Source organism: Pedobacter heparinus DSM 2366 (assembly GCF_000023825.1).
Classification (GTDB): Bacteria; Bacteroidota; Bacteroidia; order Sphingobacteriales; family Sphingobacteriaceae; genus Pedobacter; species Pedobacter heparinus.
The window spans coordinates 1111449-1134360 of the sequence record NC_013061.1 but is presented as its reverse complement, the minus strand read 5'-3'; the positions used below and the strand labels follow the sequence as shown (position 1 = coordinate 1134360).

The following is a 22912-nucleotide window of genomic DNA, read 5'->3' as shown; positions in this document are numbered from 1 at the left end:
GCACACAGGAGGTCCAGGCCACGCATGTAAATATGTCGCTGCTCCTGTTTATCAGTTTATTTGATCAGGAAGGCTCAATAACTGTCGTCTGGCTTTCAGACGTCCGGCAAGTTTATTCACGTTCAGATTTTGCACTGTTGATCTTGTTTCAATACACAGGGCTGCAGCAATACCCGCACTTTCACCAATGACCATCCAGGCAGGTTCTACTCTTAGTGATGAAAAAGCGACATGTGACGAAGATATGCAAACGGGAACCAGTAAGTTTGTACATTCAGCGGCCTTTGGTGTTATGCTCCTGTATGGAATTTGATAAGCGATGCCCCGGCCTTCTATGCGTGTTTTTGCTGGAAATATCGTTCCTTCATTAATAAAGCCTCCGTCAGCAGTTAAAATTCGCTGGCAATCATGAGAATCGATAGGGAACGAGCCAATGCCAATGGGATCAGGTTTTTCTTTGGTCTCCAGGATATCTTTCTGTGTCAAAAAATATTCACCCACCATTCGTCTTGCTTCTCTGACATATAGGACCGGAGGAAAATGACCAAACTTGGTAAATTCATCTTTTGCATAACCCAGTTTTTTCATGCGATTTCGTACCTCATCTGGTACATCCGGATCGGTCATCAGAAAATATAAAAGCCCTTCTGTGTAATTACGGTGGTTAGTCCATATTTCCTTTCTGCGTTTTTGATTGGCATCTGGATAATCCCAATTCCCGCCAACCAGTCCTGTAGACAATTGCCCCACAATGCCATTGTTTGCATCCAGTTTATTTCCCGGAATCGGGTAAAGATCAATAGGAATACCAGCTTTAGGCGCTGCTTTATAAAAACGTCTGAACAGTTCGAATTGATGGGGATTATAATCCGAAGGCTTTTTAAACGGGATCCTGTTTGCGGGATCTTCAGACAGGCACAGCCGAAAACTGTAGGTCATAATTCTATGATCACCGGTTCCTTCAGGTGTAAGGACTGTACCGGTGATTAAAGGAAGGGGTCTTTTATCCGCATCTGATGAAATTACAGCTACTGGCTTTTTCTGATAAACAGCACCGGCAAAAGATTCTCCGAACTCATCTCTTCCCTCACGGCCCACTTTATAACTTACACCTGCTGCGGCCATCAGGTCGCCTTCATAGCTGGCATCGATGAACATTTTGCCTGAAAGCTGCTTTCCAGATCTCATTTTTAGAATTTGTATAGCTTTGTCTTTTAATCGTGCAGATTTTAATGTTTCGCCAAGTAATACCACTACCCCTGTTTCTTTTAACATCTCATTGAAAACAAGTTCAGCAATATGGGGCTCATAAGTCCAGTGTCTGGTATCCTTTTCCTCCACCTGGTAGGTAAGTTTCACGCCTTTGTCTTTGTATTTTTTTTCTACACGTTTGTGAAATTCCTCAAAAAGACCGCCTAAGGTCTCCCTGAACATTTGATTGGAGTCACTAAATCCAAGCCCGCCACTCATCATGCCCCCGGCGATGTGTAATGGTTCGATTAAAACAACTGATTTCCCTTCCCGTGCAGCAGCTACAGCCGCAGTAATACCTGCAGGCGTGGCACCATATACCACTACATCATATTCATGTACAGGCTTCCACGAAGTAAGGAAGAAAAGGATAAAAATGATTAAACTATTGTTCATTATTTAAGTTAGATAAGTTTTACTTTGCACTAAATCATGCCGGACACAAGTTATTTTAACGTCTGATTATTCCATTTCAAATAATTTCTCAAGGGGGGTGGTGACGGGGGAATAGTCGGGATTGGTATACATAATGTCAGACATGTATTTCCACCATTGCTGCATTATCGATGCAGTTCCTAAATCCTGTGAAGAGCCCGTACCAGCGGTCTTTTGAACCCCAAAAAGCGTATCTGATTCTTCGTCAAAAAAGATAGAATAATCACTGACGCCCTTACTTTTTAGCAGTTCAATCAACTCCGGCCAGATCTCATCATGCCGTTTTCTGTATTCTGCTTTAACACCAGGTAAAAGTTTCATCTTAAATGCAATCTTTTCCATTCATTTATGTTTAGTTTATGTTTACAGTTAACTTATACTTGCCCTTGCTCAATTCAAGCTTCCCTTCATTTTTAAACTTCAGCATTAAGGCCTCGCTGAGCTTTTTGTTATTGACCCTGATTTTTTTGATCCGGTAAACCTCAAACGGAAAGTAAATTTTTAATGGCGAGGGGGATTCGATAAGCTGATTAAACTCCTTTTCATTTGTAAAAGTATTTTTAACAGCTATTAAGCCTGCAACACTGCTTACGGTTGCACTGCAATTAATTAAACTGCCCATCTGTGGGGCAATTTTAACAGTTTCATAACCAGGCGAAGCTGGTTCTATTCCAGCCACAAATCGGGATAACAATATTAACCCACCACCGCTCCAGGCATGATTGTAAGAACCCCCTCCATAGCCGTTCACCCCTATTTTCCATCCTTCCCATAATGTAGTTAGTTCGCTGTCGACCATTGCTGTGTAACGTTTCTTTAACCGCTCCAACGCGATGTCCGCATAGCCCATTTTGAACAGGGCTTCCAACACATATTTTTCCATATAAGGGCTGGAGTGCTCTTCGGTTAAAAATACGTCCTTCAGCAGCGGATATTTGGCAGGCGCTGTCAATCCTGCAAGTACCGCCAGGGCATTTGACCTATCATCAGTTTGTCCTTTATAATCGGGAGAGCGATAGGCCTTTCCCGTCCAGAAACGAGTGTCAAAGCTTTTCTTCATCACACTCATTTGATTTTCAGCCCATTTAATTTCTTCTGCATGGTTTAAGGTTTTTGACATCTCCAAATAACCTTTACAGGCAAGGTAATACCACGCATTTGACATCAGATCTATATCAACGTTTTTTCCCCAATCGCCCCAATTCCAGCCGCCCGTTCGTGAGATAACCAATCCGTTTTTATCCATTTCCCATAAACTTAAATACTTTCTTATACTGGGATAGGCCGCTCTTATGGTTTCCAGATCTCCTGTATAATAATAATAAGTCCAAAAGCCATAATATCCCACACTGGTCAGCATTTGTACAGGCAGCTCCAGGTCAAAATTTCCTGCAGGTATAGGAGAAAACAATACTCCGTCTGATCTTTGCCAACCTGTCAGTTCATCAATTCCCTTTTTTGCAAGAAGATTAGCATCAGGATCCAAAGCATAAAAGGACTGCGTCATTTCAGTTACCTCATCACCCCACCATTGGGCCCGCTCCCTGTCCGGACAATCCATATAACTGTCCCTCATATTAACGTAAAGCGTCCGGGATGACTTTTCCCAAAGCTTATTGTAAAATGCATCATTACAATTAAAGCTCCCCGCAAATGTGGTATGATAACCTGTTTCCCGATACCCCAGCGATAACACTTTAGCGCCTTTTGGTATCACAAACATCATAACATGCCCGTTCATCCAACCGAAAGACTCATACTCCTGTATACCTGTTTTTGTGATATATTCTGCCCTAACATTGTTTTCAGAACCTCCAGAATAATTATCGGTAAACATTTCAATTGTTTTTCCGGCTGTAGCTTCAACTTTTAAATAAGGTGTAAATTGCGCATTATAAGGTAACTTAACTTTTATCGTATCCCCGGTTGCATTAAATGGAAAATTCAGGTTAAAATTTACGATGCCATAGTCTTTCCATTGCGGGATTGGCCGTTTGACCAGCTTATTCCAGGGCATACAGCCCGCTGGCCCAACAACAAACGGATTTCGCCATGTCTTATCGTTGTAGGATGCACTGGTCCAATCCCCCAGTGCCAACCTTGCATCGTAAATTACATTAGATTCAGCCAGACGGTAGTTCGGCTGATCGCCGCTATACACATTGAGATACGCAGGTACGACAGAACATTTCCATGACCGGTCAGAACAAATCTTACCTTGTTTATCCATATCAAGCTGAAAAAACATCCCGGCCCGCCCGCTCGAATGATGAGAAAAGCCGTTCTTGCCAAAATACCAAAGCAATACAGCAATGGTATTGGTGCCCGCTTTCAAGTACTCAGTAAGGTCTGCCTCATCGTAATAGGTATCGTCCGGATTTGGTCCACGCTTTAAGCCACCTTCAAATACAACTAATTTTTCATTGATATATAACCAGTATTTAGAATCTACGCTAATGTCCAGCAAGGCTTTAACAGGCTTTTCATCTAATTGCACCACCTTCCTGAATGCAATCCAGGAATTACTTTGGTCCTGGGCCTTATCACAAGTAATCCAGCTTGTCGCTTTATCAAACACCTTTAAATCCTGGGATTTGGCGGTAAAACTGTACCAGGCAAGCAGGTTTAATGCAAAAAAGCTGAATTTAAAAATCTGATTTATCATAAATTATTTATTAAGGATGAGTTTGCTATTGATGATTTTCACCTTTACCGTCCTTCCTTTTCTTAAACTTAACTTTCTGCCGCATAGCTCAAACTGGCAGTCTTTCCAGGCATACAGGTTTAACTGTGCGTCCCTGCCATTAATTTCACCTGTAAGTTTAACCCCAAGTATGGAATATACCCGGTCCAAATAGACTTTCCCTTCCCAGGGGTTACATTTCGCGATCTCTAGTTTATTGAACCAGTCGTCTACAAGGTTGGAGTATAAAGACTGCACAATAAGCGCATTGGTTGTGGTATAAAACGTGGCATCATAAGCACTACTGGTTTCATATAACTGAATCCATCCGTCGTCCGTATAATCTGCCTTTCTTATATTGGCCCAATCTCTTTTCCAACCATCCACATCACCTGCCCTTGAACCCGCAAGCAGAAATTCTCCAAGGGTCCATCCATAAAAATGAGGTTTACAAGCATCCTGAGTAATTTCATATCTTTTTTGATATGCCATTATTGAGGCCGGGTTGGCTTGCTTGTTAACAGGCAAATAGGCAAGGTCATTCAACTGAACAGGATGTTTTTGCTTGCCCAGGTCTCCATCTCTGCCCGCTTTATTGGTAAAATATACACCTTTAGCCGATTTTAACGTCGGGAATGCCAGACCATCCAACAATATTGTCCTGTAAACCCCTTCAGGATCTAAATTAAGTTCCACCGCTTTTTGAAAACAGTATTTTGCACTAAAAAGGGCACATAAATAGTCTTGCTGATTGGCGCCCCCCATTTCATCCTGTCCCATTGCAGGTTTTATATACAAGTGCCAGTACCCCTCTTTTCCTTTTTTAGCCATATTCCTGTAGAATAATGCAGTCTGTTCAATCAGGTCGTAGGCATACCTCCTGCTCCAGACTTCGTCATTCACAAATTTTGAGGTTTCATAAGCCATCCTGCATAAATATCCAGAGTTATGGATCTCGTAATTAAAAATATTTGGCGGTCCGGGGGTGTGGTAGCCCTTAAAATCACCATAAGGAAAAACCCAGGGACAAAATACACCGGCTATACCATAAAGCCGTTTGGTATAATCCTTCATGCCCTCAATCTCAGCAGCAAACTGCTCTACCCAGGCTTTGGCAACTCCGATATTACCGGTACTGAGTAAAAGGGAATGGATATAAGACAGGTCCTGCGGAAAAGGAAAAGGCCATAAGTTCCCTGTAAAACCCATTGGGGCAGGAAATCCTTTTTTATCTTCATTAACTGTAGAAAGTATCAATCCCATTGACCTCACCCATAATTGCTGTGCATTTGTATCCGGCAGCATGAGTGTACTTGTCTGCTTCCATCTGGCATTCCACCAGTTTACGGTCCTCCTTCTTGAAACTGCTACGGCAGCTGAAACAGGTCGGTTGTAGGAAAGCTGTATCTGGTTTTGTCCGGGATGCAATTTCAACACCAGTTTATTGCGGCTTTCTTCAACACTAACATTTGTCAATAAAAAAACCGAAGCCTTCCTGTCCATACAATTCAGCTGGATTTCGAAATACTTCTCATGCTTGATGATCTTGGCTGTCTGGATTATTTTCTGTCCATAATGCACGTTAAGTGTCTCCATGGGGTCAATAATCACATCCGAAACCTGTCCTTCAACATCAATCGTAATCCCCGAAAGCTCCCGATCTACCTGATCGAACCAGGTTTCAACAGCAACTTTACCCCTGTCGGTTCCAAAACTTGTCTTGATAAAGCCGTTGTAAAATGATTGATGCTGCTTATAACTGACAACAGCAGGAGGCTCCTCATTCCAGTAAATTTTCAGTACAGGTATCAGATAATCGGCATTAAATTTGGCCCGCACCCAATGACTGATATGCATATATTGGGTCTTTCCAAACCGGTTTGTGTTTTTCTGGCAGGCCGGATTATTGTGCAGCCCTAAAGCACCGTATGAACTCCCGGATCGTCCATTTCCCTGGTAAAGATTGATCTGGGCCGTATCGGTAAAACTTGTCCGGATTACATCTCCTGCACCGATCATTTCTGAAATCCTGCGCTTAACATTTTGCGCATGGCCGGTAAATATCCATCCTGATACCATCAAAAAACAAACCGGGATGAGCTTTAAATATTTCATTAATTACAAGTCCCGCTTATTAATTTATTGTTGTTACAAATATTGGTCGTTTGGATAGTTGTTGAAGCACTATGGTAATTTGTTACCTTAAATACATAACCGCCCCCCAGTGTACAACCAATTTCATTGTTGGTAATCGTACTGTTACCGCTACAATCAAGCGGGGTCTTATAATCACCCAGCCAGATATTTGCTCCCATATGGCTGCCAGTGTATCCTCCAGTCGGGCCGGAATAACCTGCATTATATACTTTATTCCACATTATCGTATAACCATAACCAGAAACATGTATGCCATGGTTACGGTTGTTATAGATCAGACAATTGGTAATAGATATATTCCGATTGGTTGTACCTGTACCTACGTGATAAGAAGTAATGGCATCCTGGGTTGCAGCCGCCCGCCCGGTATCATAAATCGTGTCTTTATTTATGGTAATGTTTTTGGCAGAAGCTTGTATACCTATTCCTGCCTGTGCGGACACGGCCATATTATTGTGTGAAATCTCAATATCCTGACCGTAAACAGATATCATCTGCCCGCCCTGAACGGTGTTTTCTTCAGTTGCATCACAGCCGGCACGTCTCAGCTGACATCTGGTTACCGTCACATTGTTGGCTGCAATGTAAATCAGCGTTGAAGTTCCTCCAGTTATCCGCTTGCCATTCTGAACAGTGATGTTTATCAATTGTGCATCATCTGCTCCGGCGGGAAAAAAAATGCCGTTGGTTGGCATCCATTTCAAATCAATATTAAAATGCAGTAAAATGGAATTTGACGACATGCGGATAAACTCATGGTTACTTCCGGCATCGTTATAGCTAGCCGCATCAATTTTAACCAGCGCTTGTGTACCCGTACCCGTTTGGGATATCCGCGCATTGGCCGGAATAAACAAACGTTGCTTACACATATATGTGGCGCCTTTTTGCAAATAAAAAGTATTTGGCTGAGCAACTGAACCGCCAGAATAGGTGGCCAGATACCAGGCGATACTCCCTGTAGTGGCAGCGTTTCCATGATCGGTGATGGTATCCGCAGGTATGGTATAGCTTGATCCAACAGTAGCCAGGCTTGAAGTGCTTCCGGTTAGCAGTTTAGCCAATCTTCCGCCCTCGGCTAAGGGGCTATCGGCACTAAGGTTTGTGATTTCACGCTTACAGGAGCAGATTACTGTAGCTGCAGCCAGGAGCATTACGGCTACTGACCAATTGATTTTTTTCTTTTTCATATTTTAGGTTTATAATTGGTTACGATAGATTCCATATGCTTATCTATAAAATCGGATATTATGCTTTGCTTTTAACACGTTTCTTTTTGAGCGCAAAGACAGATGATAAATTTCTTTGCCCCAAACCGCCAAACCGGGGTCTGTGTTCGGCTGTTTTTTGATAACTGCTTCAAAAGTTTCAGGATCAAACCTGATATGCAATGCAGCTGAATCGGAAAGAACCAGTGTCAATACGCCCGGGCTTATCAGGCGCGCAGGAACTGCTGTAACAAAGTTGAGCTCAAAGGGCAGCCTATATTCCTTTAGTTCATATTCTTCGGTCAAATCAATGCTTCCGGCAGATGAATTAAAATCCAATTTTCTGACCCATTTGTTAACCGCAGCAGCTTCTGGATAAGCAGGTGCCAGGTCCATTACCAAGGTATTGCCATGTCTGTTGGCTTTAAACGATACATTTCTGGCTTTAAATGATGTTCCCGGACTTTGTACGCTTCCATTGATACTCGGGCAATTGTGCCAGTCTGAATTGTAGACCCATAATTTATACCGGTCTTGGGTAAAGGTTTCCCTAGTATATCTTGCAGCGCCCAGATCAACCAATGCCGGTAATCCGTTCAGGTATATGATAAAACTGCCCAGATCATTGTGATTGTGGCTTTCACCATTATTGCCACCCTTTGCAGCCATAAATAAACCATCTTTACTGCCGGCTTTTTGTCTGGTAAATAACACTTCCAGATTGGGCAGCCAGTTGGTCTGCTCCATTGGTGCCCTGGCGGGAATTCCTTTCAATTGTTTATGCAATTGAAGATTATTTAAAAATTTATTAAGGTCGTCCTGGGCGTACCCGTATTTTTCCGAACCGGAAAGATCATATAAATAACTTGCAAACTGTTGCAGTTTTTCATCCTTAAAAATAAGACCACCCATATAAACTATTGCGGGATCAGGTATAAGTTTTGCAGGTGCATCAGCAAAATTAACAAACCATCGGTCAGCAATGTGCGCTTTATAAATATAGGCAGCAATATGGTGCATCAGCTCATTATTGCCCCAGTTGAGCTTGTTTTTGGAAACTTCAGTTAATAAGTTGACATACTCCACCAACCTGCCTCCGGCAGCGCCCCAGTACCCCGGTCCTTCATCACAACCGCCATCAGCAGGATAGCTGTTGATAAACTTATCCGCACTGCTTATGTTCTTATCGATGACTTCCTGACGTTTTACCGGATCTTCAACGGCCAATAAGGCGGTTAGCAGAATATTGGTATTTATCCATATGTTCCAGTTGTTCATTTTACGTTTAGGATCCTGAAAGCCCATCCACCATAAATCGTTACGCTGCAAATAAGGAGTAAGGATGCGTCGGTTTAGCTCATAGTCTATCCGTTTGATCAGGATTGGAGAAATTTCATCCAGTTTTGGCTTCAGCAAAAACTTTATCCAGGACAATAACATGGATGTTTCTCCGGCAAACAGGTCAACTACATTTTCGTTAGGGTCGGGTAAGCCGGCTCCCTCTTTTTGTAAATACATGTGCGCAGGCAGGGCCCAGGAACTCTCTTCCAGGATTAACCATAAACCATTCGCAATTTCAGGAAGATACTTGCCTTTTCCATCTATCAGCTCCGCTATAACCAATGCGTTCAGCTTTTTTCGCCTCGCAAAATAAAGGGCCTCATATACCGAACGGTTACCTGCGGTATTGAACAGCAGATAATCAGTTGCTTTAGCTACTTCCCATGGTGTTCCCAGCACTTTATTTGCAGCAGATAGGATATGGGCTTTTACAGCATCCGGAATTGATGCCAAGCCTTTACCCACGTTTATTTTTTTAAGCGCTTTCCATGAACTTACATCCAGGCTTTCAGCCCCAGCCTTCAGGCGATACTCCTTTTCTAAAAAATTTCGCTGCACAATTTGTGCATCTATGGCAGTGCTGGTAAAAATACCCCATAAGAATAAATAAACGAACAAATAGATTTTCACAACTTTATCATTTTTTAAGTGTACGATACCTTAGCATAGCCTCTACATAATAATAATCAGCATAGCTTAATGGCACATCCACTTCACTGCCTGCCGGTAAAAAACCGACACTATGCTTTAAAATGAAACCTCCATTTGTACCTGGCTGAGCAAGATATTCTGGTGACGACAGCTGCCTGAGCATAGCTTCGGCCGTTTTTAAGTAAACCTTGCCCTTATCTCCTTTGCTAAATCCGCTCAATTCTATCAATGCAGAACTCATTACAGCAGCAGCAGAAGCATCTCTGGGCGCAGCGGATTGGTCAGGCGCATTAAAATCCCAGTAAGGAATTTTATCTGCAGGCAGGTTCGGATGCTTCAAAATATAATCCGCAATGTGCATGGCCATTTCCAAATATTTTGCATCTCCGGTTTCCCTGTACATCATCGTATAACCATACAGGGCCCATGCCTGCCCCCTGGCCCATGCCGATTCATCACTATAGCCCTGCTCTGTAAGCTTGTTTAATACTTTACCAGTTTTAGGATCATAATCTATAACATGATAGGAACTATAATCTGGCCTGAAATGATTTTTAATGGTCAGGTCGGCATGTTGTTTTGCAATGTTATAAAACCTTTGATTACCTGACAAACGACTGGCCCAGGTAAGCAACTCAAGATTCATCATATTGTCAATAATCACCGGGTATTTCCATTTTTCAGGCTTATGGTCCCAGGACCGGATCAACCCTACTTCATCATGGAATCGCTGAGATAATGATGCAGCGCTGTTCAACAGAACAGGATCATATGCTTTGGTTTTAAACAATCTTTTTGCAGTTCCAAAACTACAATACATCATGAACCCCAAGTCATGTGTTCCGGTATTGAACTGTTCCTTTTTCAATACTTTAAGCTTTTTCAAAGCTTCCTCCTTAAACTTATTGCTATTGTTGAATTCGTATAACAGCAATAGCGTACCCGGATAAAAACCGCTGATCCAACTGGGAGAAGTGGCTGTTAACAGCCTGTTGTTTTGAAAGGTCCTGGGAAACAAGGTATCAGGAACAGTTTCCATCAACTGCAGGTATTGGCCCGCTGAACGCGATAAGGCCGAATCTGTGATCTTTAAAATTTCAGGATCAGCTTTAAGTGTTTTGCGTTTTTGCGCCTGTAAGTCTGCGGCAAAAAAAAAACATAAAAAGGAGGCTAAACAGCAGGCAATATTTAATTTATTTACCATAAAAATCTGATGATACTTATTTAATAATTTTAACCTGCTTTGGAGCGTCTACTGTCGTTTTGATTTTCCCGTCAGGCATTTTTAAATGATTTACTTTTATTAATCCAAAGGGCGTAGGAAAGCTGCCGCTTACTGATTTCAGATCGCCAAGATGGGGCTCAATCTTAACAACTTTACAACCCGGGGCCATAACTTTTATGCCCAGTACATGTGTAGTAAGCCAGGATGTGGGTCCTGCAGCCCAGCCATGCGCCAAGCTGTGCCTGAGGTTCTTGTAGCAATAAGCCCCGTATGTTGCATGGACATCAACTTTATCTTTAGGAACAATTTCATCGATCCTTCCGGCATTTTCTTTCCAGGAAAGATCAAAATCCTCCCAGAAAGTAGTGGCACCTAAATCCAGCATCCCGCCCCAATAGTCCCTGATATTATTGATAGCACCCTGATAGTCACCAGCCATTGCTTTAGCCTGGAGCATATAGTAGCCATAAAAAGTAGAGAATCCCCTGGTGCTGTCTTTTGACAGGATAGTGTTAGCCTGTTCAGCCGGCAAAAGCCCGGCTAAGGCAAGCAATGCAGCTGCTTGTTTGCTTTCAGCTATATCAGGGACATTTTTCTTTAAAATTGCAACAGCTTCATCACAGGCTCGGGCAGTTTCCGCTTCCTTTAAAATATGGCACAGCTCCGATCCCGCTGTTAAGGTCATTACCAGCATGGCCTGCAGCCCGGCATGTATAGCCGGCTTATTCTCAGAGGAAGGCCAATCCAGGAAACGATTGCCGTCCAGGGCTTCCTTCCCGTCTTTTATTTTAGTCATCAACTGCTTCAAAAGCCCAATCAGGTACTGCCTTTGCAACTGCAGGTATTTCATATCCCCCTGATGAAGATACCAGTCGCGCTGAATAAGGACCCACCACATAGAATAAGAACTGATTCCATTCATCCATGCCGGCAGTGGTGTAGCGGCTTTAGCCAGATCCAGACTCATTGGAACAACTTCATTATAACCGAATACACTGTTGATCACCATCATCTCAGGGTGCATATCCCCAATCCATACCAGTTTGTCACGTTTAATGCCATCCCATAAATATTGCTGCATATTTAAATGAACAGTATATGCCCCGGTTGCCCAAATTTGGTTTAAACGTTCATCATCAGAATGAAAAGACCCCAGGTAAGGAATATCCCTGTACATGAATATCGCACTCACTTCTTTTAACAAAAGTTCAGTATCAGCCTCCAGCAGGTCAATTCTAACAAATCTAAAGCCTGTGTTACCTACTTCCAGACCACCCAGCCATGGCAACTCTATAATAAAGTCGCGCATGGCATGATCATTAGTTGCACCGTCTGTACCACCTACATCAGACATGGCCTCAGTTACGGATTCTCCAAAACGAACCCTTACTTTCACCGGTGTTTTCGTTCTCATTAAACCCGTAGTAATTTGCAGACCGCCAAAAATTTCTTTGCCAAAATCAATTAAGAAACCTGTTTTTGAGCTTTTATCATTTTTTAGCACCGTTAGGTCTTTATTGACCAGCTCGGCCTGGCCATTGCCAACTTTCAGCAACCTATCTGCATGCTGGATGTATTTTCCAGTCGCGTCAGACCGCCATATCATCCGTTCCGGAGGTAAATAATAGCGAACTCTAGGATCTTTTTTTAAACCGGTGGCAATTGGCTGTTTAAAAACTGGCGGCAACTGAGCATTCGTCACAGTGGTAAACGCCCAGGTTAACAAAGAAAGAAAAACAAGGTATCTTTTCATTTTATATATTCAAAAATCTATGGAACAATGGTAATCGTCATTTCCTTAATTATCCCTGTCTTTTCCGCCACATCCTGGTTAAAGGCATGAAAAACTACTTTATAAACTCCCGGAGCTGTAAAAACATACTTATAGTCTTTCGGCGGTGATAAAGTAGTGATAGAGATGATTGGTATGCCATAATCAGAAAGCGATACCTGGTTCAATTTTACAGGTACTGAAACCAGCCAGTCCTCGTTGGCCGCCTCACCTACGTTCCCGGCAGTCATCGTCACTGATGTTGGGCTCTGCGCATTTGGTGTAAATGCCCATTGAAAAGACGGGTTTGAGACATCAATACCTTTAAACCCTGCCAGTCCCAAATTTGCGACTACGTTATTCACTGTACCATCAGCAAGTGTATTGCTTACCACAAAACTGCTGATTGTCCATTGTCTTGGCTTCAAAGTATTACTCGCCGAAGCATATCTGAATGCAAAATATACCGGTACATCTCCGTCTGTTGCCTGGTCACTGATGTTCACTGCCCCTGAAGATGTTGCTGCCCCTGCCGCACCGGTAACAGGATTAGGGGACAGTACCGCTCTGGAGGTGATATCTGTCCAGGATGCTTTTGCGATGTTGGCAGCGTCATATATTCCGTTAAAATCCCTGGAAATTTTTATGGATAAATTGTCATTCTGCGTACCCTGTCCGGCGGCACTTGTAAATTGCAGGGTCTGCAAAACACCCTTTTCTGTTATCCGGTCCTTATAAGCGTAATTACGGCCTTTTTCCCCACTCCAAAAGACTACATTTTCTGCATTTCCGCTAAATTTAAATGTAACTTCCTGACCAACTTTATAGCTGAGCGCATCAGTCTGCACATCAAAATGGGGCGTTTCGATCTCTTTTTTCTCACATGCCGTTAAGAATATTATTAGTAAAAGCATCCTTAACCTTATACTTTGCTGTATTTTCATTTTCTGATATTTAAATAATTTTCCCTTTCCCGCGCGCTATGGCTACCATCCCGGATTCTGAACAATCAAAGCGTTTGTTGCAATTTCTGCCGGAGGTATAGGCAGGTATAAATGTTTGGCTGTAATGTTAACAGCAGGCGAAGTATATCCATTCCGGATAACACCACCCGGTACCGATGGACCTATAGTTGCCAAAGTCTGCATCGTAGATATCAACCTCCCCCATCTTCGTAAATCGTGCGATCTCAAAGCTTCATAGGCCAATTCCCTTGACCTTTCATCAACAATATGCTCAAAAAACTGGGCTTTGGTTAAACCGGTTGGCAAATCCGCCTCAGCAACTACTATAGGGCTTACAGTTGCCGTGGCAGTCGCTCCGGAGCCCAGGCCATTTGCGCTGGTGATGGTAACCGTTGGTGGTGTAGCCGTATAAAACCCACCCATATTTACCAGGGTAAGCTGGGTTACTGCACCATTTGTTACTGTAGCATAAGCTTCTGCGGTACTCGCGCCATTTGGATCTCCACTACTCCCGATCGTCACAACCGGTGCAGCAGTATAACCTGTTCCCCCGTTGGTGATGACAATGTCGCTTACCCTGTAACCTGTACCATATGCGCGCTCACGTACTTTATTCATTGCGTTATAAGCGGCAACAGTTGGCCCGTTTATATAATTTTCAGCCTCAGCAAACATCAGCAAAACATCAGCATACCTTAACAAGGGAAAGTTGGTCCCGTTACCATTTTGAAACCTGGGTAAACGCAACTCCTCATCCCTTCTCCATTTACCAGGCCAGCGCTGATAAAGATTCCCGTTTTTAGGCCAGTAGCTTTTGGTCATAACCTGTACTGCGGCGCTTCCACCAACCCATTGGTAAGGTGCAATGTTCCTTTCGCGCCGCAAATCTTTAGAAAGACTGGTGAGCGGGTCCACCTGATACTTATTATACAATATTACTGATGCCTGTAAAAAGTTGTACCCAAAACCTGGAAATGTCCTCCCGTTTGCGGCCTGAATGCCATTTCGGATACCAACATAACCCTGTTCGCGGTAGTTGTCAGAAACATTGCCATAAAACTCAACCTCCCACATGTTTTCTTTCACATCATATTCATCACGGGCCTGTTTTACAAAAAGATCAGCATAACTTGGATTTAATGCATTATCTCCTGTGCTGATCACCTTTGAGCTCCAGGCCAGGGCTGCTGCATATTTAGACTCATCATTTAAAGGAAAGCCTGTCATGCTCAGGCAAACCCTTGCCAAAATACCCTGGGCAGTGTTTTTTGACAAACGGCCACTTGAATTGGCCCCAAGTACCGAGGCCTGAGGTAAAACTGCTTCTGCAGCGGTCATATCTTTAAGGATCTGTTCGTAAATTTCAGCTATTGGAGAAGCTGCCAGATTCACATCAAATGAACTTTTCGCCGGAGCCAGCATCATCGGGACTTTACCCCATTTATCTACAAGGAGGAAATGATAATAAGCCCTTAAAAACAATGCCTGTGCGCGGATATTGTCCCTTACTGCCTGGCTTACCTGAGCCTTTGGATTGTCTGCAGCTGCAATGATAATGTTGGCATTGTTGATGCCCTGGTACAATACATTCCACATACCAGTAATGTTAGGGTCGCTGGAAGAATAACTAAAATTTGATGGAACAACCAGCGGTGCCTGGTTGAATACAAAAACAGCTTCATCATTATTGTGGGACATGTTATGTAACAACGCATCCTGATATAAATAGGAAGAACCTAAAATACTGTATACACCGGCCAACCCACCATTAAGCTGTTCTTCATTGGTGTAGTAGTTTACCGAAGTGATAAAATCTGTGGGTAAACTATTCAATTGCTTTTTACATGAAGTAAAAGCAGATAATATGATAATTATCAACAACAAATATGCGCTGTGTTTCATATGTCAATATTTAAAAAGAAAAATTAAGACCAAAAGTCATCGTAAAAGAGCGCGGATATGCGGCATAATCAAATCCTTGTGTCAAAGCGCCGGGACGTGTAGAAACTTCGGGATCTGAACCTTGATATTTACTCCATACCGCCAGGTTTTGTGCCGAAGCATAAATCCTGGCATTTTTTACTTTAAGGGATTCAGAAATTTTTTGCGGCAGATTGTATCCAAGGGAAACCGTTTGCAGACGCAAGAAAGAGCCATCTTCAATTACCCTGGAAGAAACAGCCGGAATAGTAGTTGCGCCGCCAGCCCTGGGATATAAATTAGTCTGATTTTCTGGTGTCCATCTGTTGGCGTATGAGGCAAACTGATTGGTATAGGAGTCTGGCATACCTTCGAAGATCAACCGGTTTGCATTCAGGATATCATTTCCATAAGAAAAGGTCAGTAGTATGCTCAAGTCAAAATTTTTGAAATTAAAATTATTGGAAAAGCCCCCGGTAAATAATGGATTTGGATTCCCTATGACTACTTTATCCGCATCTGTAATCGTACCATCCTGGTTAATATCCTCATATTTAATGTCACCAGGCTGCATCGCTGTCCTTGCAGAACCATTTGCTGGCAGATTGCCCTTTAGCACATACGCCCCATTAGGAAGCAGATCAAAATCTTCATATTGGTAATTGCCCAACCATTTAAAACCTATAATCTGCGAAATCGGGCCTCCTACAATAGCAACGTAAGGAAAAGCCGGGTTAATATTGTAGGAAACCTGGGAAATAAGCCCCCTTTGGCCACTGCTTAACGCCAGTACTTCATTCCTGTTAAAGGATATGTTAAAATTAGAGGACCATTTCAAAGCCTTATCTGAATTTACCGTATTCAATGAAAACTCCCAGCCGGAATTTCTTACCGAGCCTATATTCTGAATCGCTGAAGTATAGCCGATATGACCTGGTATCGTTGCCTGCAGCAACAGGTCAGAAGTTATTTTACGATAATAATCAACTGTAAGTTCAATGCGGTTCTTTAAAAATCCAAAATCTAAGCCCAGATCTGTGATGGCAGTTGTTTCCCATTTCAGGGCCTCATTGGCCAGACCAGATTGATAGGAACCTTTTATATAAGTATTACCAAAGGTATAGGTACTGGAAATATCACTTTGGTTGATGGGCGACAGATAGGCATAGTCAGCAATTCTGTTGTTACCTGAAGTACCATAACTGGCCCTGAACTTTAGTGCCGAAACTGAACTGATATTTTTCATAAAATCCTCACGCCCAATATTCCAGGATACAGCAGCAGAAGGGAAATAACCCCACTGGTTACCCGGGGCAAATTTTGAAGATCCATCAGCCCTGATCACCCCTGAAAAATAGTACTTAGATTTATAATTGTAGTTTATCCTGGAAAAGTACGAACTCAAAAAATTCTGTGTCGAACCAGATGAAATGGCATAAGGAGTGCCTTCGTCTAGTCCGCTTACACCCAATACATCATTTGGCACTTTACTCGCCAGCGCCCTGCTGGTGGTCAGTTTAGTGCCTTGTATAGAAAAACCACCAAGCAAATTAAGCGTATGTTCAGTATTAAAAACCTTTTTATAATTCAGTGTATTTTCATTTACCAGATTAGTGAGGGCATAATTGTCAATAAAACCATTAGGCCCCAGTACACTGCCAGGCCCACCCTGATAGGTGAGTGCAGAATAAAAAGCGTTGCTAAGTCTTTGTGTATAATTGATACCACCCGTTACCCGGAACGTCAGCTCGGGGAGGATTTTATAGTCTATGCCAGCATTAGCCACCAGATTATTCAGGTGCGCATTGATCGTAGTATTGTTGTTCTGAACAATAGGGTTAAACGAATAAGCATTCTGTCCATCAGGATCGATGGGCAGGTTAAGCTGATCTTCTACAGAAGATGAAGGTGAAACGGCCGGTCGGTAACCCCATATTCCATATAATAAACTCAATGATGCAGAGCCATTGGTTGGTATATTTGAAGGCGATGTGCCGGTTGTCCTGGTACGGGCGTAATTTACATTAAGGTTAAAGTCTGTTTTCTTGTTCACCTCCTGGCTGAAAACAAATCTACCCTGATAACGCTTGAAATTAGTTTGTAAAATGGTCCCGTCCTGGTCTGTGGTCGACCCTGAGATTAAATATTTACTTTTGTCTGTCCCGCCAGAAAGTGACAACGAATAATTTTGAAAAGGTGCAGTCTGGAACAATTTATCCTGCCAATTGGTATAAGGCTGGGTTTTATAGTAATCAATTGTTCTCCCGCCAGGAACATAAGCGGGCCTTCCATCCAGCTCAGGATCACCCGGCGTGTAACGCTCTTTTGCAACCACCCCGTTCCTTTCAATTACAAGTTGTACATATTCATAGGGCTTTAACAGTTCCATCAATTTTAAACTTCGCTGAAAGCCATATGAACCATCAAAGGATACCACCGGGTTTCCCGACTTTCCGGTCTTAGTAGTAACGAGTATAACCCCGTTAGCCCCCCTTGAACCATAAATGGCAGTAGACGCGGCATCTTTTAAAACAGTAATAGTCTCTACATCAGCAGGATTGATCGTATTGTTGTTTGGATTCTCAATTGGAAACCCATCAATGACCCATAGTGGTGAATTGTCCTGAGACAAGGAATTGTTACCCCTTATTACAATATTGGTGGTAGCTCCCGGCCCGCCCTCAGAAGAAGTAACCTGAACACCGGACACACGGCCGGCCAGCGCCTCCTCAAAAGATTTAACAGGGGCCTTTTGTAAATCTTCACCTTTAATAACCCCCAATGAACTGATGACATCTGATTTTTGCGTAGTCCCATAACCTGTCACAATCACGTTATCCAGATCGGTAGGCGAACTGATCAATCTTACCTTTAGCGCAACGTCATCCTTTATTACAATTTCCTGGGTTTTATAGCCAATAAAGCTCAAAACCAAAACATCTCCAATCTCCGCATTGATGGTAAATTGCCCGCTGTTATTGGTCACAATCGATTTATTCGTTCCCTTCACCCTCACAATTACACCGGGTAATGGCAGCCCATCCTCTCCCGACAATACTATTCCGTTAACCTGCATCCAGACCTGCGGCTGGTCATCGGCCTTTGCAACAATAATGGTATTTTCTTTTATCTGATAAGTAATTGCCTGGTTCGCAAAACACTTGTTCAGCACTTCTTTAAGCGTAGCATTCACCACCTTCAAGGTTACCGGTCTGGCATTCTGCAGCGTTTGAGAATCGTACATAAACTCATAGTTACTTTGCCTTGTGAGCATAGAAAATACTTCCTTTAAGGAGGTATTTTTAACATCTATATTAATATACTGTGCATGCACAGCTGCATTTAACTGGAAAGCGCCTAAGAATATTAAAACTGATAATAATTTCATCGCAAGAAAAAATTTGGGTAGGTTCCCATAGGGCATACCACGCTTATATGCAAAATATTTTTTGTACATTTGGTTAGTTAGGTTTTAACTGGTTCAAAGATTTAAGATCTGACAAATGCCTTTTGGCAACGGACAGGGGTGTTCCAGCACTCCTGTTTTTTGTCTGGTGTGTAGCAGAGGAAAAATTATCTCATCACGGTTACCCTCCTCCCCTCTATTTTAAAATGGATTCCTTTTGTACTTTCCATAATATCCAGTAAATCTGTTATCTTTTTCGATCTGGACACATAGCCCCCAAACCGTTTGTTCTCAAACCTGCCCATGTAAACCACTTCAACATTATACCAGCGCGAAACCTGGTTCATTATGGAATAAATATCTTCATCTTTAAACATAAAATATCCATTCTTCCATGCCATAGCTTCCTTTAAATCGCCTTTATTTATATCTATCTGATGCCCGTCAAATACAGCCTGCTGTCCTGGCGAAAGTATTTTAGCATCAGGGAAGCGCTCAGCACTCACCATGATACGGCCCTCAAGTAAGGTGGTTTTAACAAAACTTTCATCAGGATAAGCTTTGATATTAAAATGGGTGCCAAGCACTTTAACCGTTTGCTTATTACTCACCACAAGAAACGGAGATTCCTGGTTACTTTTAACTTCAAAATATGCCTCTCCAATAAGCTCAACTTTGCGTTCATTTCCCGAAAATACAGTTGGATATTTTAAACTTGATGCGGCGTTTAACCAAACCCTCGTGCCATCTGCTAAAATGATCTGGTATTGCCCACCGTTAGGTGTACTGATGGTATTGCTTTCCCCGTTGTGATTTGTGCCGGAAATGGCTTTATAAAACACTTGTCCGTCAGCCGACTTTTCAATTTCTACACCACCTGTTTCTGCCAGTTGTCCATCCGAAGCAGTCTCCAGGTTAATTTGTTTTCCATTTGCCAGTGTAAGTACCGCTTTGTTACCTCCTGGTTTAATTACCGCAGCTTCCATATCCACTAAAATCCTGTTTGCCGGATTAGCAGAACGGGATTGATAAAAATATAAGCCTGCAGACAGCATCAAAAGTATAGCGGCCGCCACAGCAATCATTTTTCTTACTGAAATAGATTTAATGTTTACCGGTTTACGGATTCTTTGTTTAAAGCTTTCTTCCATCCGGTTTATAATCACTTCCTGCCCGCCAGCTTCCATGATGTACTGGTCCAGTTTCTGCTCACCATAATTAAGCTGATGATACCACGCTTCCAGTTCAGTCAGCTCCGGCCCGGATAACCCCCCATCCACATAATTTTCTAATAGATATTTCAGTCTATCTTTTTCCATAAATACACGATGTTATATTTGGCATTGTAAATAGTAAGACACCTAAAGCCGGTCTTGCCGTTAGTCTGTTTTAATTTTTTTTTGAAAAAAAATTATTAAAAACATTGAACAATTCACAATTAAAGCTATTTTTTCCTATATTAGAGAAAACCAAATATACTTTAAGCCATCAAAGATTATACTACATTAAGCGATGCTGATTTAATCCTTTCCTGGAAAGAAGGCGATGAACAGGCATTCTCTAATCTTTACAAAATGTACGTCATGCCACTGATGAGGCTGGCCGTTTCGAAAACCAACAGCAGGGAAATAGCTGAAGAACTAGTCCAGAACTCATTTGTAAAATTATATGAGCATAAAAGGTCTATTGAAACCAATACCTCCATCCAGGCCTATTTATTTGTAATCCTTAAAAACCAGATCCTTAACCACTACCGGAGTCAGCTGGTACGAAATAAATATGAGCTGCATATAGCAAAGCATGCGAATGCTGAAGATCATTCACTCATCGAACAGATCGAAAGCCGCGAGCTGGCTGCGCTGATCAATATGGAAATTGAAAAGCTGCCCCCAAAATGCCGGGAAGTATTCATCTTAAGCAGAAAAGGATTTTTATCCAATAAAGAGATCGCAGCAAAACTTGATATTTCAGAAAATACGGTAGAACAACACATCAGAAAAGCTATCAGTAAACTCAGAATGTCCCTCGGACAACTCATAGAGCTGGGTGTGGTCATTTATGTTTGCATTATGCTCCGTTAATGGGGAAAGCTCAGTCAACAAACTTTATAGCACACACACTACTTCAAATGCTTGACGCTCATTTCGAGCACCTGAAGCGCTGAGGCCTGGCCTTCGGTGGCAGGTGGCAATTGGACCATTACAGACAAAATACCTGCCTTATGCCATCTTGCCAGGTCAAGCTGGGGCTCATTGAAATAACCCGATTTTGATACATACACTTCCTTCCAGTCCTGCCATCCCGATTTGTAAGTTGCTTTTACCACAACCAGTGGTGCCCCCTGGTCTTTCACATCAAAATGATCTTTACGCATAAAAACGAGGTATAAATTATTGTTCCGGTCAACTATCAGCTTAGGTCTGTTACCCATAAAGGGTAATTGGGTTTGTTGCCATTGACCATCCTTCAGATAATAATGGAAATAGGCCCCGTTTTCCATTACTGCCCAACCGGGGTTTCCATGATTTTTCTTATGGTACATTACGATATGCGGGTTCAGATTGTTGTCGATCACCTGCGATTGCTGGTTCATAATTCCCCAGCCCCGATCCAGATGCCGCACGGTAATTCCGGCACTTAATGTATTGATAGCTTCGGGCTCAGCGGTACCACGAACCGCTATCTGATCATTTTTTTTATTAAACCATGATTTGCCATTATCCTTGCTATAGGCATAACAGATATCGCGGTTACCCAACGTTGCAACGCTTTCCCGCCAGGTCCAGCTGATGTGCAGCATGCCTTTCCGGTCATAACTCAGGTTATTGAGGTACGCATTTCTATTATGACTCTCCCCCTTAAAGGGATCGCCGTAAACACCACTCCGTGAAATAAATACATGCGGGTTAGTCCAGGTACCAGATGAAGCATCATACTGCCCAATCAGACAATCTCCATTACTGCTATACCCGTTTCTGTATGCAAACAAAAGATTGCCATCCGGGGTACTGATAAAAGTTGGATACGAAACTACAGGTATGGGCTTTCCGTTTTCCAGCCAGTCTGCTACAGGGTTAAAAAGTTTACTGGTCCATTTAAAGCGTTCGGGATTATCCAGAATCCCCTTCACTGAAACACGATAGTGCAGTGGCCCTGCATGCTGGTCAAAAGAAAGATGTATGGTCCCGTCTTTTGCACAAAGTCCAATACTGATCACGTTGTGTGTATTGTTATCCTGGTTTTTAGCATAAGAAAAACGGTAATCATTAAAACTGAGAATTTCCCATTCAGAACTCCTCAGCTTCCGTCTTCCCAGGCAAATCCGGCGCTCGGCATTGTAATAGGCAATGTATTGCCATCCCTTATAACTGGTTAGTGCATCCTGCTGAAAGCTTTGCCCGTTAATGTTGTTACCATACGTTCCTTTAAAACAAGTCAGGGCATTTTGATCCACCAGAATGACATCATCATTTTGCGCAAAAACAGGCTTTAAACTGACTATTATAGTTATCAACAATGATAATGTAAACTTCATTCTGTCCCTGCTAATTGGTTCTTATACATTTGTTAATTCGGGTTTAATCTGTTTATATCAGCAAGCCACCTGATCATATAAGAATAAGACACCTCATACAGGTATTCCCGTTAGTTCATGATTAATTTTTAATAAAAAATAATCAGGTCTCTGTTCATTATATGGATAAAATCGTGTAGATATCAGCCATTTATGAACCTGATCAATAAATAGATTTTTCAAAATCAATATTTTTCATGCATATCTGTTTTTTAAAGCAAGTTCGACACAGTTTATACCCCAAGTGGGGAATTAAGGGTTTAAAGAAATTAATTCATTAGAAGCATTGAGAAAATATGGCCGGAAATCCATCCGGCTCATACTA

14 protein-coding genes are annotated in these 22912 nt (G+C 42.3%); 1 reads left to right on the top strand and 13 read right to left on the bottom strand.

What is annotated here, in order from left to right; translation table 11 throughout:
- Window positions 1-51: 51 nt before the first annotated feature.
- The 12 genes from PHEP_RS04840 to PHEP_RS04785 form a co-directional block, all read right to left on the bottom strand.
- Window positions 52-1647: an FAD-dependent oxidoreductase gene (locus tag PHEP_RS04840; RefSeq protein ID WP_012781132.1), complete on the bottom strand. Its 1596-nt coding sequence runs from the start codon at window positions 1645-1647 to the stop codon at window positions 52-54.
- A gap of 66 nt (window positions 1648-1713) precedes the next feature.
- The gene (rhaM, locus tag PHEP_RS04835) at window positions 1714-2028 is read right to left on the bottom strand and encodes an L-rhamnose mutarotase (protein WP_012781131.1); all 315 of its coding nucleotides are present in this window, start codon (window positions 2026-2028) and stop codon (window positions 1714-1716) included.
- A gap of 10 nt (window positions 2029-2038) precedes the next feature.
- Entirely contained in the window at window positions 2039-4351 is a 2313-nt protein-coding gene (locus PHEP_RS04830; RefSeq protein ID WP_012781130.1) for an alpha-L-rhamnosidase-related protein, read from the bottom strand.
- 3 nt (window positions 4352-4354) lie between these two features.
- Window positions 4355-6484: a hypothetical protein gene (locus tag PHEP_RS04825; protein WP_012781129.1), complete on the bottom strand. Its 2130-nt coding sequence runs from the start codon at window positions 6482-6484 to the stop codon at window positions 4355-4357.
- Window positions 6484-7716: a hypothetical protein gene (locus PHEP_RS04820; protein ID WP_012781128.1), complete on the bottom strand. Its 1233-nt coding sequence runs from the start codon at window positions 7714-7716 to the stop codon at window positions 6484-6486. The genes PHEP_RS04825 and PHEP_RS04820 overlap by 1 nt, the downstream gene beginning before the upstream one ends.
- Window positions 7717-7755: 39 nt before the next feature.
- Window positions 7756-9705, bottom strand: coding sequence for a heparinase II/III domain-containing protein (locus tag PHEP_RS04815; protein WP_143715691.1), 1950 nt, complete (start codon window positions 9703-9705; stop codon window positions 7756-7758).
- A gap of 7 nt (window positions 9706-9712) precedes the next feature.
- The gene (locus PHEP_RS04810; RefSeq protein WP_012781126.1) at window positions 9713-10930 is read right to left on the bottom strand and encodes a glycoside hydrolase family 88 protein; all 1218 of its coding nucleotides are present in this window, start codon (window positions 10928-10930) and stop codon (window positions 9713-9715) included.
- 16 nt (window positions 10931-10946) lie between these two features.
- The gene (locus PHEP_RS04805) at window positions 10947-12704 is read right to left on the bottom strand and encodes an alpha-L-rhamnosidase-related protein (RefSeq protein ID WP_012781125.1); all 1758 of its coding nucleotides are present in this window, start codon (window positions 12702-12704) and stop codon (window positions 10947-10949) included.
- A gap of 17 nt (window positions 12705-12721) precedes the next feature.
- The gene (locus tag PHEP_RS04800) at window positions 12722-13666 is read right to left on the bottom strand and encodes a DUF5017 domain-containing protein (protein ID WP_012781124.1); all 945 of its coding nucleotides are present in this window, start codon (window positions 13664-13666) and stop codon (window positions 12722-12724) included.
- A gap of 42 nt (window positions 13667-13708) precedes the next feature.
- Window positions 13709-15589, bottom strand: coding sequence for a RagB/SusD family nutrient uptake outer membrane protein (locus PHEP_RS04795; RefSeq protein WP_012781123.1), 1881 nt, complete (start codon window positions 15587-15589; stop codon window positions 13709-13711).
- A gap of 10 nt (window positions 15590-15599) precedes the next feature.
- Window positions 15600-18995: a TonB-dependent receptor gene (locus tag PHEP_RS04790; protein WP_036675531.1), complete on the bottom strand. Its 3396-nt coding sequence runs from the start codon at window positions 18993-18995 to the stop codon at window positions 15600-15602.
- 185 nt (window positions 18996-19180) lie between these two features.
- Window positions 19181-20332: a FecR family protein gene (locus PHEP_RS04785; RefSeq protein WP_012781121.1), complete on the bottom strand. Its 1152-nt coding sequence runs from the start codon at window positions 20330-20332 to the stop codon at window positions 19181-19183.
- A 168-nt stretch (window positions 20333-20500) separates the two neighbouring features.
- Between PHEP_RS04785 and PHEP_RS04780 the strand changes: the two genes are divergently transcribed.
- Window positions 20501-21094, top strand: a complete 594-nt coding sequence (locus PHEP_RS04780) for an RNA polymerase sigma factor (protein ID WP_012781120.1) — start codon at window positions 20501-20503, stop codon at window positions 21092-21094.
- A gap of 38 nt (window positions 21095-21132) precedes the next feature.
- Here the strand turns inward: PHEP_RS04780 and PHEP_RS04775 are convergent, their stop codons facing one another.
- Entirely contained in the window at window positions 21133-22548 is a 1416-nt protein-coding gene (locus tag PHEP_RS04775) for a BNR repeat-containing protein (RefSeq protein ID WP_012781119.1), read from the bottom strand.
- Window positions 22549-22912 lie beyond the last annotated feature (364 nt).

Coding starts and splice junctions, on each gene's coding strand:
- PHEP_RS04840 (WP_012781132.1), bottom strand. CDS start 1,647: ATGAACAATAGTTTAATCATTTTTATCCTTTTCTTCCTTACTTCGTGG.
- rhaM (WP_012781131.1), bottom strand. CDS start 2,028: ATGGAAAAGATTGCATTTAAGATGAAACTTTTACCTGGTGTTAAAGCA.
- PHEP_RS04830 (WP_012781130.1), bottom strand. CDS start 4,351: ATGATAAATCAGATTTTTAAATTCAGCTTTTTTGCATTAAACCTGCTT.
- PHEP_RS04825 (WP_012781129.1), bottom strand. CDS start 6,484: ATGAAATATTTAAAGCTCATCCCGGTTTGTTTTTTGATGGTATCAGGA.
- PHEP_RS04820 (WP_012781128.1), bottom strand. CDS start 7,716: ATGAAAAAGAAAAAAATCAATTGGTCAGTAGCCGTAATGCTCCTGGCT.
- PHEP_RS04810 (WP_012781126.1), bottom strand. CDS start 10,930: ATGGTAAATAAATTAAATATTGCCTGCTGTTTAGCCTCCTTTTTATGT.
- PHEP_RS04805 (WP_012781125.1), bottom strand. CDS start 12,704: ATGAAAAGATACCTTGTTTTTCTTTCTTTGTTAACCTGGGCGTTTACC.
- PHEP_RS04800 (WP_012781124.1), bottom strand. CDS start 13,666: ATGAAAATACAGCAAAGTATAAGGTTAAGGATGCTTTTACTAATAATA.
- PHEP_RS04795 (WP_012781123.1), bottom strand. CDS start 15,589: ATGAAACACAGCGCATATTTGTTGTTGATAATTATCATATTATCTGCT.
- PHEP_RS04790 (WP_036675531.1), bottom strand. CDS start 18,995: ATGAAATTATTATCAGTTTTAATATTCTTAGGCGCTTTCCAGTTAAAT.
- PHEP_RS04785 (WP_012781121.1), bottom strand. CDS start 20,332: ATGGAAAAAGATAGACTGAAATATCTATTAGAAAATTATGTGGATGGG.
- PHEP_RS04775 (WP_012781119.1), bottom strand. CDS start 22,548: ATGAAGTTTACATTATCATTGTTGATAACTATAATAGTCAGTTTAAAG.